The sequence below is a fragment of the Methylocapsa aurea genome, assembly GCF_000746085.1.
GTDB lineage: Bacteria > Pseudomonadota > Alphaproteobacteria > Rhizobiales > Beijerinckiaceae > Methylocapsa > Methylocapsa aurea.
The window spans coordinates 70,823-84,540 of sequence record NZ_JQKO01000014.1; the positions used below are offsets into that span (position 1 = coordinate 70,823).

At 60.7% G+C, this 13,718-nt stretch carries 11 protein-coding genes and 1 pseudogene; 5 read left to right on the plus strand and 7 right to left on the minus strand.

Going from position 1 to position 13,718, the window contains the following annotated elements:
• The first annotated feature begins 293 nt into the window (after positions 1-293).
• The 4 genes from DL86_RS11230 (at position 294) to DL86_RS18725 (ending at position 4,721) form a co-directional block, all read left to right on the plus strand.
• Positions 294-1,520, plus strand: coding sequence for an aminotransferase class I/II-fold pyridoxal phosphate-dependent enzyme (locus tag DL86_RS11230; protein WP_036261344.1), 1,227 nt, complete (start codon positions 294-296; stop codon positions 1,518-1,520).
• Between the two features lie 249 nt (positions 1,521-1,769).
• Positions 1,770-2,918 (plus strand): hypothetical protein, encoded by a 1,149-nt coding sequence (locus tag DL86_RS11235; RefSeq protein WP_036261346.1) that lies wholly within the window; start codon positions 1,770-1,772, stop codon positions 2,916-2,918.
• Between the two features lie 233 nt (positions 2,919-3,151).
• Positions 3,152-4,183, plus strand: a complete 1,032-nt coding sequence (locus DL86_RS11240; RefSeq protein ID WP_051953230.1) for a fatty acid desaturase — start codon at positions 3,152-3,154, stop codon at positions 4,181-4,183.
• 37 nt (positions 4,184-4,220) lie between these two features.
• Entirely contained in the window at positions 4,221-4,721 is a 501-nt protein-coding gene (locus DL86_RS18725) for a DUF3280 domain-containing protein (RefSeq protein ID WP_156964596.1), read from the plus strand.
• An 18-nt stretch (positions 4,722-4,739) separates the two neighbouring features.
• Here the strand turns inward: DL86_RS18725 and DL86_RS11250 are convergent, their stop codons facing one another.
• Positions 4,740-5,438, minus strand: a complete 699-nt coding sequence (locus DL86_RS11250; protein WP_036261348.1) for an orotate phosphoribosyltransferase — start codon at positions 5,436-5,438, stop codon at positions 4,740-4,742.
• Positions 5,439-6,088: 650 nt separating this feature from the next.
• Positions 6,089-6,445, minus strand: a complete 357-nt coding sequence (locus DL86_RS19810; RefSeq protein WP_156964597.1) for a hypothetical protein — start codon at positions 6,443-6,445, stop codon at positions 6,089-6,091.
• 277 nt (positions 6,446-6,722) lie between these two features.
• Here DL86_RS19810 and DL86_RS19270 point away from each other — a divergent pair.
• Positions 6,723-6,974: pseudogene (locus DL86_RS19270) on the plus strand (transposase); the annotation flags it as partial.
• Positions 6,975-7,023: 49 nt separating this feature from the next.
• Here DL86_RS19270 and DL86_RS11255 read toward each other — a convergent pair.
• The 5 genes from DL86_RS11255 to DL86_RS11275 all read right to left on the minus strand — a co-directional run bounded on the left by DL86_RS11255 (position 7,024) and on the right by DL86_RS11275 (position 13,628).
• Positions 7,024-8,148, minus strand: coding sequence for a hypothetical protein (locus DL86_RS11255; RefSeq protein ID WP_036261350.1), 1,125 nt, complete (start codon positions 8,146-8,148; stop codon positions 7,024-7,026).
• Between the two features lie 128 nt (positions 8,149-8,276).
• The gene (locus DL86_RS11260) at positions 8,277-11,468 is read right to left on the minus strand and encodes an efflux RND transporter permease subunit (RefSeq protein ID WP_051953232.1); all 3,192 of its coding nucleotides are present in this window, start codon (positions 11,466-11,468) and stop codon (positions 8,277-8,279) included.
• Positions 11,465-12,700 carry an efflux RND transporter periplasmic adaptor subunit gene (locus DL86_RS11265; RefSeq protein WP_036261351.1) on the minus strand — a complete coding sequence of 412 codons (1,236 nt, stop codon included), beginning with the start codon at positions 12,698-12,700 and terminating at the stop codon, positions 11,465-11,467. The genes DL86_RS11260 and DL86_RS11265 overlap by 4 nt, the downstream gene beginning before the upstream one ends.
• Positions 12,701-12,921: 221 nt before the next feature.
• Positions 12,922-13,269: a hypothetical protein gene (locus DL86_RS18730; RefSeq protein WP_156964598.1), complete on the minus strand. Its 348-nt coding sequence runs from the start codon at positions 13,267-13,269 to the stop codon at positions 12,922-12,924.
• Positions 13,270-13,337: 68 nt separating this feature from the next.
• Positions 13,338-13,628 (minus strand): hypothetical protein, encoded by a 291-nt coding sequence (locus tag DL86_RS11275; RefSeq protein WP_036261354.1) that lies wholly within the window; start codon positions 13,626-13,628, stop codon positions 13,338-13,340.
• Between the last annotated feature and the right edge of the window lie 90 nt (positions 13,629-13,718).

Here is a 13,718-nt window from a genome sequence, read left to right on the forward strand (position 1 = left end):
CGCGCATGCCGGAGCAGTCGATGCTCTTGTGGCGCTGGCGCCGATAGGGCTTTGTTACGTTTTGTAACCGGAATTGACTATATCTGGTAAGTATTTGAACTTAAAATATTTATGTCATTCTGAGGTTGCCTGTGCGCCGGCGCGCTGGGCATTGGTCGAAGATCACCTTTTGCTCCCCTCCACTCATGATGCTATGCGTCGATTTGCTATCCGGGGATCAGTTCGATCCATTGTTGTCGAGACGCCGCAATTTGCGGGGCGTTTTTTGAACTCGATTTGGACTTCCGAATTTCGTGTCTAAGATCAACAGCCTCTCCGACTATGCAACGAAGCGCTTCCGGCTCGCCGGCAAGGCCTATCTGGCGGAAGGGGATCCATTCTTCGCGCCGACCGATAGCTTGCGCCAAGAGGCCGCGGCGAAAGGCCAGCATTTCGTCAGTTTCGCCAATTACGACTATCTGGGGTTGGCGTCCCATCCAATGGTCAAGACGGCGGCGTCGGCTGCGCTGGAAACTTTTGGCGTCGGCGCTCTGGCCTCTCGCCTCGTTGGCGGCGAACGATCCTCGCATCGCCATTTGGAAACAGGGCTCGCCAAATTTCTGGGGGTGGAAGCGGCCCTGACTCTGGTCAGCGGCTATCTCGCCAACGTGACGACCATTTCGCATGTCTTGGGGTCGCGCGACGCGCTGTTCATCGACGAATTGTCGCATAATAGCATCGTCAGCGGCGCCAAGAGCGCCGTCGCCGAGACCATTGTATTCCGCCATAATGATCTCGATCACCTCGATTTCCTTTTGCGTGAACGGCGCGACAATTTTCGCAACGTTCTCGTCGTGGCCGAGGGCCTGTACAGCATGGACGGCGATATCGCCGACCTTGCGCGGCTGGTGGAGGTCAAGGAGCGGCGCAAGGCTTGGCTATTGCTCGATGAAGCGCATTCGATTGGCGTGCTCGGCACCGATGGACGCGGACTTTGCGAGCATGTCGGCGTAGACCCACAGCAGATCGATCTCATCATTGGAACTTTATCGAAAACCCTCGCCTCCTGCGGAGGCTTCGTCTGCGCCAAGGCTCCGGTGATCGAGTGGCTGCGTTATACGCTGCCGGGTTTCGTCTATAGCGTCGGTCTGTCGCCCGTCATTTCGGCGGCGGCGGAGACCGCTTTGCAATTGATGCAGCAAGAGACCTGGCGCATCGATCGCCTGCGTGAGAACGCCGAACTGTTCGTGGAGCTCGCGCATGAAGCTGGGCTCGACACCGGGCCGGCCATCGGGCGCGGCGTCGTCCCGATCCTCTTCTCCGATAGTCTCGAAACCTTGGCCGCCTCCCGCCATTTGATGGCGCACGGGGTTTATGTGCCGCCAATCATCCAGATCGGCGTTCCGAAGGACCAGCCGCGGCTGCGTTTCTTCCTCTCGGCTCTGCATACGGAGGCGGAAATCCGGAGCGTTATCGATCTTTTGGCCAAGCGGAAAAGCATTTCAATGGCGCCAGCCCATGCGCTCAGCGCGGCGACCTGACCATTCAGAAAGACCTTGGCATTCGGTCGCGCCATGGCGCGTCCCCCCGGCCGGCGGCCTTCTGGGGGTTCAGGGCAGGGTTAGGGAGCAAATCCGCGCAATCCATACCAGAGCATTGGAAGCAGATCTTTGCATTGGCGCGCGATCCGCGAACGGCGCCAGCGTTTAGGGCGAAACCGATGCGGATTATAGGCCTGCGTTCTCAAAGAAAACGGCGTTTGCTTCGCTACGACGCTCGAGAGGAAGGCTATGGCCAAAGAGACCATCGAGATTATTCCTGCGGACGGGCTTCGAAATTTTCTCGCTTTCTGCCGGCTACCCCGCGTTCTTTATAAGGGTCAGCAGGGATTCGCGCCGCCTCTTGACGCCGAGCGCTGGACATTGCACGCAGCGCGGCTCAATCCGCATTTCAAGCTTGTCGAGTCGCAGGCATGGCTCGCCCGCAAGGATGGCGCGCTCGTTGGCCGGATTTACGCGCAAGTCTACAAGGAGGCCCATGCGCCGGTCGGGGCCTCGCGGGCGCAGTTCGGCTGTCTGGACGCGATCGACGATGACGCCGTTATCGGGGCCCTGACGGAGGCGGCCGAAAGCTGGCTGCGCCAACGCGGCGCGGACCGCGTGAATGGGCCCTTTTCACCATCGGTCAACAGCGAGGCGGGCCTGCTCGTGCAAGGCTACGACGCTGCGCCAATGGTCTTCATGCCTTGGAATCCGCCTTATCTCGCGGCTGCGCTGGAGCGGCGCGGCTACAAAAAGGCGCATGATCTGATTTCTTATCGTTACGAGGTGACCGACAAAGATCGGTTGGCGAAGCCGGGCATTTTGGCGCGGCCGGAATGGCGCGACAGACTGAAGATCAGAACTCTGAATCTCAAGAATCTCAAAAATGAGGCGGCGATCATCGTCGAGATATTCAACGACGCCTGGAGCGAAAACTGGGGCTTCGTTCCTTTCACCCTTAAGGAGTTCCTGTCCTCCGCCGATGGACTGAAGCTCGTCATGCCCGTCGAAGGCGGATTCATGGTCGAACTCGATGGCGTCGCGCAAGCTTTCGGCATCATCTTGCCAAACTTGCACGAGATCACCGCCGATCTCGACGGCCGGCTATTTCCGCTCGGTCTGCCGCGCTTGATCTCGCGAATCAGGACTCACGCGTTCAAGTCGGGACGGCTCGCCCTTTTTGGGGTCCGCCGCGCCTTGCATCGAAAAGCCGCGGGCGGCGCGGTCATTTTAGCCTTTATCGAGGAATGCCGGCGGCGTAGCGGAACAAGTCCGCTCGAGCACGTCGAATTCGGCTGGGTTTTGGAGGATAATATCGGCATGCGCCGGCCGATCGAACTTGCCGGCGGGCGCATCGACAAGATTCATCGCATCTATGAGAAATCCCTCGCGCCGTGAGCCCTTTCGGCGACGGGGAGGACGATAAGACATAATGGGCATTTCAGGCGGAGCCGGCTAGAGCGCTTTCCGATCGAAGGGAGTCAGTCGATCGATCAGAAATCGCTCCAGTGTTAAAGAGTCTAGAGCATATTCCGAACAGATTGAACCAATCTGTTCGGAATATGCTCTAGACGGCGGCGAGCGGGACCACGACAGATCGAACCGAACGAAATGAGAAGGAAGATCGGCGCATGAGCTCTCACGCTTTCGACATCTCGTCCATCCACAGCGCAACCTCCGCGTCGCGCGAAAATTCGTTCATTCCAACCACCGCGAAACGTCCGCATCCCTTGCGCCGGCGCGCGATTCTCGCGGCCCATCCCGAGGTTGAAGCCTTGATCGGGCGCGACCCAAGGACGGCGGCGATCACCCTCGCCGTCGTCATCGGTCAGACCGTGCTGGCGGCGTTTTTCGGCTATCTCGGCCTTGCCTATTGGTGGGCGGCCCTGCTTGGCGCTTTTTGCGTCGGCGCCTTCGCCAATCACGCCATGTTCGTCGTCATCCATGACGCGACCCATAATTGCGTCTTCAAATCCAACTCTCTCAACAAATGGGTCGCGATCTTCGCCGATCTGCCGAACGCCTTCCCAACCGCGATGGGGTTTCGCTGCTATCATATGAAGCATCATTCGCATCTCGGCGATTACGATTACGACGCCGACTTGCCTAGCCATTGGGAGGCGCGCCTGTTTGGGCGCACCTGGTATGGCAAGGCGGCCTGGATGTTCTTTTTCCCGGCGCTGCAGCTCTTCCGCCTCGGCCGTTTGAAGGGCGCCGTGCCAATGTGGGGTGCCTGGACCTTCGTCAATGCCGCCTGCATCATTGTCTATGACATCGCCATTCTGACCTTCTTTGGTCCGAACGCATTGCTGTATCTCTTTGCGTCGTTCTGGTTTTCCGTTGGAGGCTTGCATCCGCTGGCCGCCCGCTGGGTTCAGGAGCATTTCACCACCGATCCGGCCCAAGAGACTTTCGATTATTACGGTCCCCTAAATCTGATTGCGCTCAACATCGGCTATCACAACGAACATCATGATTTTCCCGATGCGCCTTGGTCGCGGCTGCCGCGCTTGAAGCAAATGGCGCCGGAATTCTACGCCGATCTGAAAACCCACAAGTCATGGGTCGGCCTGTGGCTGAAGTTCATCTTCGATCCTCGCTGGACGCTCTACACGCGGGTTGATCGCAGTGCCGCCGCCGTGGCGCGCTCCGGCGCGGCTTGAGCGCGTCGAAGCCGGTCCGAGATCAGAAAGAAGAGAGATGCGCGCATTTGTGGCGCTCGCCCTCGGGGCATTTCTGGCGGCGTTCGAGGCGGCGGGCCCCTCGGCGCGCGCCGAGACTCCCCGGCCGACGGCAATCTTCCCGGTCGAGCTTTGGGATACCAGCGGCGAGGGGGTGAAGCCGGGTCAGAAGGAGCGGCTCGAACTCGCGACCCGCACGCTGGCGCAATTGCTTGAAGCGTCCGGCGCCTATCGGAGCGTCGATCTCACGCCTTTCGCCGCCAAGATCGCGGCGACCGAACCGCGCTACAACTGCAACGGGTGCTGGCGCGACATCGCCAAGGAGGCCGGCGCCGACGCCGCCGTTTTGGCGGTTGTGCATAAGGTCTCGACCTTGATTTCCACGGTAGATATTTACGTTGTGGACCTCAAGTCGGACGCCTATGTCGCCTATGCCAATGGCCAATTCCGCGGCGATGACGACAGGGCCTATGTCCGGGCTTTCGAGTTTCTCGTCAAGGAGCGCTTGATCCGGAAATAGTCGCGATTCGAAATCCGGTCAGCCCGCCGGATTGAACGCGCTGACGCCGCCATGGGCCGCCGACCATTCCGCCGGCTGGCGCAGGAAGGCGTCGACCTCATCGAGCGTCGCAGTCTCGAAATAATGGTCTTCCCGGGCGAGCGCGACAACGTCCCGCCAGGTCGCAAGATAATGCAAGGTCAGGCCGAGTTCGGTCATGATCGCCGGCGTTTGCGGAAAAATATCGTAGAAGAAAAAGACGAAGGCGTGATCGCAGCGCTGTCCCGCCTCGCGCAGGGCGTTGCAGAAGCCGACCTTACTGCGCCCGTCGGTGGCGAGATCCTCGACGAGGAGGGCGCGGCCGCCGTCGTGAAGATCGCCTTCAATCCGAGCGTTGCGGCCGAACCCTTTCGGCTGCTTGCGGATATATTGCATAGGCAGCATGAACTGGTCGGAGAGCCAGGCGGCGAAAGGAATCCCCGCCGTCTCTCCCCCCGCGATGACGTCGAGGCTCTCATAGCCGATTTCGCGCTCGATCGTCGCCGCAGCGAATTCGATGAGGCGGCGGCGCAGGCGCGGGTAGGAAATGATCTTGCGCATGTCTGTATAGACAGGGCTCGCCCAGCCCGACGTAAAGATGAAAGGGGTTTCCGCATTGAACAAGATTGCCTTTGCCTCGATCAGCATTTTTGCAGTCTCGCGGGCGATGGCTTGCTTTTCGGGGGAGGGCAGGGGCATTTGATCACCGGCGAGGCTTGAGGAAAGCGCTAGCGCTTCTCCTCGCGCTTCGGCGGGGCGGGGTCAAGCGGGTTGGCGGTTGGACCGGCGCGCGTTCGCTGGCGGTCGCGCCCAAGCATGGCTGTGAGAATGCGGCGCGACTTTTCCGCCCGCGCCTAAGTGCCCGGCTGAAAGGAGGTGGGTGATTTCAAAGGGTTGTGATTTCGTCGGATTTGCGATGACCAGATAAGCCATTGATAAATTTGGCGTGCCGGTCGGGGTAAAACCGCGAACGCTTATGTCATTGAAATTGCAATGTAATATTAGGTCCGGTAGGCCCCGCTCTGCACCAATGCCGGAGAGCAAGAGGGCCACTCACACGGGTAGGGTGGAGTAAGCCAGCAAAAGCCCGGCATTCTGAAATGAAAATGCCAGCGAATGTGAACATGTCGGTCGGTGGCTTTTTGCGCTGCTATTCAAGAAGGGATCCCCAAGGCTTCAGCTTCGCAACTTCGCGCCCCAGATAGTTGGGCAATTTTGAGCGCGTCATAAAGCACAACGATAGCCGACGTGGGGCGCTTCGCAACCCCCTCCAGGCACCGCCTACCGTTGTGCCAGCGGGCCAGAACACTACTGTCAGATTAAATCTTAGCTAATGCAAATTATGCCGATCAGTTGTGTTGAACTGGTCTGTTGGGTTGAGTTCCCCTGTACCTCCCCACGCTTCGCCCCGTCTGTTGGAGAATGCGCGACGATATCCATCCATTGTGCGCCCAGGGCTCCTCTTGGGATTTGAACGTAACCCAATGCCAGGTAATTCCTTCATCATCGGTCGAATTACGACCACACCAGTCGACCACCGAACCAGTGGAAAGCTTCCAAAGCTGCTCACCACTACGATCAGGTGTTCCACGAATGTAGCCAAAACCGCTGTCGGTTCCGACCATTTCTTGAGTGCATGCATATGCCGGAAGCGCGAGAGCGCCCGCCATTGTTGCGCCGAGAACGATACTTTTAAGGATGTCCATTTTGAAATCTCCCTTTTGAAATCTCCCTTTTATGTTGGGCAAAATCTACCTATGGCGCAGTTAGTGAGAATTCAAGCAGCCTCGAGTTCTGGCGCGAAAATACTAGCCCGCGACGCGCTTCCTCTTTCCACTCATCCCGGGCAACTAAATCTGATCGAGTAGGAGGTAGGCCTGCTCTAGGCCTACAGCGATCTCTCAGTGCCCGACTGAAAAAGAGTTATGTGATTTCAAAAGGTTGCGATTCCGTCGGATTTGCGAAGATTCGATAGAGACCGCGATGACCTGGAATGAAACCACCCGGCCTCAGTATCGGCGTGAAAGCCGGCACTACGCAAGGGACTTGACCGATGCGGAATGGGCTTTGATCGAACCGATGATGCCGCTTGCTTCGCCGATTGGACGTCCGCGAGCGACAAAGTTGCGGTCGGTCGTCGATGCGATCGTGTACATAGGTTCGATGGGCTGTGAGTGGCGGCAATTGCCGAAGGAGTTTCCGCCTTATTCGACTGTGCAGGGCTATTTCTACGAGTGATCGCAGGAAGGCCAACTCGCCTCGATCAATCACCAAGCATCGTGATCTAAAGCATGGAAAATGATTTGTCGCGTAGAACGATTCGTGTGGCGCAGACGGGACAGCCAAATTCGAAATTGGCCTCTTTGCTAGGTGGAACCGCGATCTGCGAACCGCAATGGGGGCAATGTCCCTTCCAGGCGCCGGCAGTCCATTTGTCGAGCCCGACAGGGACCAGCGCGATGGCCCCGACAAGGATCGCGGGCAAAATCCCATAAAGGGAGAATATGATTGCGGCGGCGGCTAGGCCGCCGATTGCGAAAAGACTCTTCGCCGCGAAGGCCAGGACGTAAGCCCAAAGGGACCGCGTCCGGTTTGGCTTTGTCGGATTGGTAAAGGAATGTCGAAAAAAAGCAGCCGCCGTTGCGGACCTTGCGCCGCTCCGGGTAGAGTCTATCGACAAGGGCCGTCCTGAAGCATCCGCCCCTGTCTCGCCAACCAATCTCAGGGCGGGCGCAATGCTGGCGCCAGGCGGGGCTTCGGGGGCCGCGTCGATGCAATCATCCGCGCTCTCAAAAAGCTTGGCGTGCATCAGTTGCAGCAAATCCATTGATTGACGAAGAATTCCAAACCGAAGAAAACCCGGATCGTTGCGGATCACGCCGGCGCGCCGCGCCGCGTCGTTGCCATCATCGCCCATCGCAGAGAAGGCGCTCCAGAACTGAGCTCTGTCTCCAAGCATCTCGATCATTTCCGCCAAGCTCATGTTGACCGAGCGAATGTCATAAGCAAATGCATCCCGGGCGCGCTTCAAGCACCTTAGAAAGCGAACATCGTCTTTTGGACCCTCCATCGCTTCGGTAAGTCGAAGAGCGGACTCCCCGCCCTGGACCCCGATGTGCTCGATCGATGCGTAAACATTCTTGCCGACGGTCCTCTTGCCGCCAAGCGTCGTGCGAAGCCGAGAGATCATTTCGCGACAGGCGGTTTCGATGAGCGCGTCAACCTTGATGACGAAGGTCCAATCGGACGTCTCCGTATAGGTCTCCAGGACGACGTCCTTCCCGATCCCCAGCCGCCGAGAGAATTCGTCAGCCTGATCCAGAAGCAGGGACAAATAATCTCTTTCGGACGGCGCCCGCGCGCCCTGTTCTTGGACTTCCCGCTTGAGTTGAGCCTGAAGTTTCGCCATCGAACTACAGCCTTTGGAAAAGCATACTTAGAAAAGGTTTCGCAGCTTGATGGTTCCCCTTTCTTGGGCTTTTCTTTTAGCTTGAGCGCTTCCCGGCCAGAGGGGAACGCCCTGACGCTCTCCCTCCATCATGCCGACCTCTCTCGCGCCGAGTCGGCATCGCTTGCGCCTGGCTTTGGCTCGACCCTGCTATTCGCCGCCGCGCCGCTACGGGAGAGCCGCCAGCCCTCGATCAGTCCGAAGATGGCGGGAATGACGATGAGGGTCAGCACGGTCGAGGACATCATCCCGCCAATCATGGGAACGGCTATTCTTTGCATGATCTCGGAGCCTGCGCCTGTGCTCCAAAGGATCGGGACAAGGCCCGCCATGATCGCCGCCACGGTCATCATCTTGGGGCGCACCCGCTCGACCGCGCCGAGCATGATCGCCTCCTTTACATCGGCCTGGGTGAAGGGGCGGCCGGCCGCCAGCCTCTCCGCCTTGAGCTGCTTCATGGCCTGGTCGAGATAGATCAGCATCACGACGCCGGTCTGCGCCGCGACGCCCGCGAGCGCGATAAACCCGACCGCGACCGCGACCGACATGTTGAATCCCTGCTGCCACATGAGCCAGATTCCGCCGACCAAAGCGAAAGGCAGCGAGAGCATCACGATGAGCGTCTCTGTAAGCGTTCGGAAATTAAGATAGAGCAAGAGGAAAATAATAAGCAGTGTTACCGGCGCCACGATCTTCAGCCGCGCTTCAGCCCGCTGCAGATATTCATACTGCCCGCTCCATCCGATGGAATAGCCGGCCGGCAAGGCCACCGCCTTCGCCACCGCCTCTCGAGCCTCGGCGACATAACCGCCGAGATCGCGATCCTTGATGTCGACAAAAACATAGACGGCGAGCTGGCCGTTTTCGGTGCGGATCGAGGTCGCGCCGCGGGTAAGCTTGACGCCCGCCACTTCACCGAGCGGAACGGTTCCCCCGCCCGGCAGCGGAACCTCGATCGCGCCGGCGATCGCCTGGGGGTCGCTGCGCAACTCGCGCGGATAGCGGATATTGACGTTATATCTTTCGCGACCCTCCACCATCGTCGTGACCGCCTCGCCGCCGAGGGCGCTTGAAACCACATCCTGCACATCGCCAACTGAAAGACCGTAACGTCCGAGCGCATCGCGGTCCGGCGAGATGTCGAGGAAATAGCCGCCACTCACCCGCTCGGCATAAGCGCTCGCCGTGCCCGGAACTTTCTTCAAGGCCGCCTCGACTTCGCGCGCGATTTCTTCCATCCGAGCGAGATCCGCGCCGAATATCTTGACGCCCACCGGCGTGCGGATGCCGGTCGAGAGCATGTCGATGCGGGCGCGGATCGGCATCGTCCAGGCGTTCGAGACTCCCGGGAATTGCAGCGCTCTATCCATTTCCGCCTTGAGGCCATCGATGGTGAGGCCCGGCCGCCAGGCGGCCTTCGGCTTGAGATTGATGATCGTCTCGAACATTTCGATCGGGGCCGGGTCGGTCGCCGTCAGCGCGCGTCCGGCCTTGCCATAGACGGACTCGACTTCGGGAAAGGCCTTGATGATCCGGTCCTGCATCTGGAGCAGCTCGGCCGCTTTCGTGACGGAGAGTCCCGGCAATGTCGTTGGCATATACATGAGCGCGCCCTCGTCGAGGTTCGGCATGAACTCGCCGCCGAGCTGGCGCGCGGGCCATAGGCTTGCGGCCAGAATGGCGAGCGCCGCGACGATGGTAAGGCCCTTCGCGCCGAGCACGGATCGAATGATCGGCCGATAGAGTGCGATCAGGACTCGATTGACCGGGTTCTTGTGCTCCGGAACGATTTTGCCCCGCACAAAGATGACCATGAGCGCTGGAACCAGCGTGATCGACAGCAGCGCCGCGGCCGCCATCGCGAACGTCTTGGTAAAGGCGAGCGGGCCGAACAGCCGGCCTTCTTGCGATTCGAGCGTGAAGATCGGCAAAAAAGAGACAGTGATGACGAGAAGGCTGAAGAACAAGGCCGGGCCGACTTCGGCCATGGCCTCGACCAGAATGTCGAGGCGCGGCTTGCCCCTTGGCGCGCGTTCGAGATGCTTATGCGCATTCTCGATCATGACGATGGCCGCATCGATCATTGCGCCGACCGCGATGGCGATTCCGCCAAGGCTCATGATGTTGGAGCCGAGGCCGATCGACCGCATGGCGGCGAAGGCGAGCAGAATCCCGACTGGCAGCATGAGGATGGCGACCAGCGCGCTGCGCAAGTGGAGCAGAAAGACGACGCAGACCAAGGCGACGATCAGGCTTTCCTCGACAAGCGCGCCGCGCAGCGTCTCGATCGCAGCCTCGATGAGGCGCGAACGGTCATAGACCGGAATAATCTTCGCGCCATTCGGCAAATTGGGGGCGATCGCGGCGAGCCGCTCCTTGACGTTCTCGATGACGGTGAGCGCATTGGCGCCGAACCGTTGCAGGGCGATGCCGCTTGCGACCTCGCCCTCGCCATTGAGCTCGGTGATTCCGCGCCGCTCATCGGGCCCGATCTCGACGCGCGCGACATCCTTGAGCCGCAAAGGCGCGCCGCGTTCGGTTTTCAGGACGATATTCTCGATGTCGGCCGTAGTTTTGAGATAGCCTTTGCCGCGGATCATGAATTCGAATTCGGAGAGCTCGACCGTTCGCCCGCCGACATCCATATTGCTGGCGCGCACCGCCTCGCGAAGCTTCGACAGCGAGAGCCCCTGCGCCCTGAGCCGAAGCGGATCGACCACGATATTATATTGCCTGACGAAGCCGCCGACGCTCGCGACCTCGGCCACGCCCTCGGCCTTGGACGCCGCATAGCGGACAACCCAGTCTTGCAGCGAACGCAGCTCGGCCAGGGTCATATCCTTTGCCACGATGGCATATTGATAGACCCATCCGACCCCGGTTGCGTCCGGCCCGAGGCTTGGACTGACGCCCGGCGGCAGGCGTTGCGCCGCAGCGTTGAGATATTCCAGCACCCGGCTGCGCGCCCAATAGGGGTCGACGCCGTCTTCGAAAATGACATAGACGAATGATGCGCCGAAGAATGAAAAGCCGCGGACCACCTTGGAGCGCGGGACGGTCAGCATGGCGCTGGTCAAGGGAAAGGTCACCTGGTCCTCGACCACCTGCGGCGCCTGACCCGGATAGGTCGTATAAACGATGACCTGGACATCCGAGAGATCGGGGATGGCGTCGAGCGGCAGCGTGCGCAGCGCGTATAGGCCAGCCGCGATGGCGAAAGCTGTCCCGACAAAGATCAGGACCAGATTGCGGGCGGACCAGCCGATCAGGCCGCCGATCATGGCGCCGCCTCCGCGCCGGTCATGCCGGCGAGCGCCGCCCTGAGGTTGCTTTCGGCGTCGATCAGGAAATTGGCCGAGACGACGATCCTTTCGCCTGGCTCCAAGCCTTGCAAGATCTCGACGAGACCGGCGCCGCGCGCTCCGACCTTGACCTCTCTCGGCTCGAAACGGCCCTCGCCCTTATCGAGGATGACAATTCGCCGCGCGCCGGCATCGATCACGGCGCTGTCGGGAGCGGCGACGACCGGATGCGGCGATCCCGTCGCGATCTCGACCTCGGCATACATATCGGGCAGCAGGAGCCCGTCCGGATTGGCGATCTCGATGCGCGCGCGGGTGGTTCGCGTCGCGCTGTTGACCTGCGGATAGATGAGGCCGACGCGGCCGCTGAAGGTCCGATCAGGCAGACCACGCACCCGGATCGCGGCCGAGGCGCCGGTCCGGACCAAGCTCAATTCATGTTCGGGCACGTCGGCGAGGACCCAGATCGTCGAAAGGTCGGCGATGCGGAAAAGCACGTCGCCGGCCGCCGCCTTCATGCCTTCGACGGCGTTGCGCTCGAGCACGACGCCATCGCGCGGCGCGCTCCAGCCGATCGAATGAATGACCTTGCGGGAGCGCTGCATGTCCTCGATCGCTTCGGCTGGAACATTGAGATTTTCGAGACGGCGCCTTGCGCCTTCGAACGCGCTGTTTGAGACAAACTGAGCCGACGCCGACAGGATTTCCTGAGAGTGGAGATGCATCAGAACCTGCCCCTTGCGGACCCGGTCGCCGGTGGTGACATTTTCGACGTGGTCGATGAAGGACTCGGACCTTGTCGAAACAATCGAAACTCTTCGTTCGTCAAGCTGCACCGAGCCCGGCGCGCGCAAGGGACGCATGATCACTCGCTTGGCGACGATTTCGGAACGGACCCCGCTGCGCTGCAGCTTGCCCGGCGAGAGCTTGATGATGGACCCCTCCTCGTCCTCGCCGTCGAAGACGGGGACATAGTCCATTCCCATCGAATCCTTCTTCGGCTCCGGCGAGATATCGGGCAGGCCCATCGGATTGCGGTAATAGAGGATGCGCCGCTTGGATTCGCTTGCCTCCGGCTTGCTCGCAGTTCGCTGCGGTTCCGCGTGGTCGGGGATGGCGAGACTCTGAGGGCTGTGGCGACCCGCAAAATAGCCGCCCGCCGTCGAGAGGACGGCGGCGAGGGCGAGGCTTGTCCAGCCCGGCGCCCTCATAGCAAAGCTCCTGTCCCCTGAGGGCAACCGATTGAGCGAGCGAGACGGAGCGGCGCCGCGGCGGCGCACCTTTTTTGGAAGTGATTCATGGTTTGATGATCCTGGAGCCATCGTTCGGCCGCGCTTCGCGCGCGCCAAATGTCATGGTTGAAGCCATGCGACGCCCGAGCGGCGGCGGGAAAACCGCATCGAGGCGGCCGGCGGGAATGCCGGCGATGGACCTAGGATCTAGGGGGGCGGGGGATAGGCGCTTCGGTCAAGCCGCGCCGCTCCGCGTCATCATGCGGAACGATCACATCGGAGCAACTGGGCAAGACGACGCGTGAAGTCGAGTCGGCCGGAGCGGCTTGGAGCCAATTGGCCGCGCAGGCGGCCATCAGCGGACATTTTTTCTGGCAATCGGGCGACGGCGGATTGCCATGCCCATCGCAGTGCATGCCCTGCGCCATAACCGTCGTTGGGGCAGCCGTTGTCACATAGGCCGCCGCGGGGACGGCGAATGGCCAAGCAATGAGGCCTACTACAGCGAGGATCGGCAGCAGGCGGCGGAGAGCGGACCAGATTTGCACGCTTTCATCCTGGCATGATTCATCCTGCAAGAAAAGAGTCCCGCGCGCTGGACCATAATCCGGAGGCGTCAAGTTCCTGTGCGGGGCCCTCTCCAGCGACGCCGAAAATAGCGGCTCAGCCGCCGGGTCTGGCGGGTCAACGGACGCAAAAGGCGCCCGGCCACGGGAATGTCGACCGCGAGGATCGCCAGTCCGAGCGGCAACATCCAAAAGCCCACCAGCGGCAGAAAGCCAACCAATCCTCCCAGCGTCAGCGTCGCGCCGACCGGTATTCGCGCGAGGCGCCACTGAGGCTCCTTGAGGCGCTGCAGCAGACGCCGGCTTCGACTCGTTGCCGGCTTGTCAACAGGGCTATCCATCTCGGGGCCTCGTACTCCGCCTTGGGCGCTCCAAAGCCATAGCCGCGACGGCTGGGCCGAAGGCTTCAGCCGATCGGAGGCCCTGGGCGA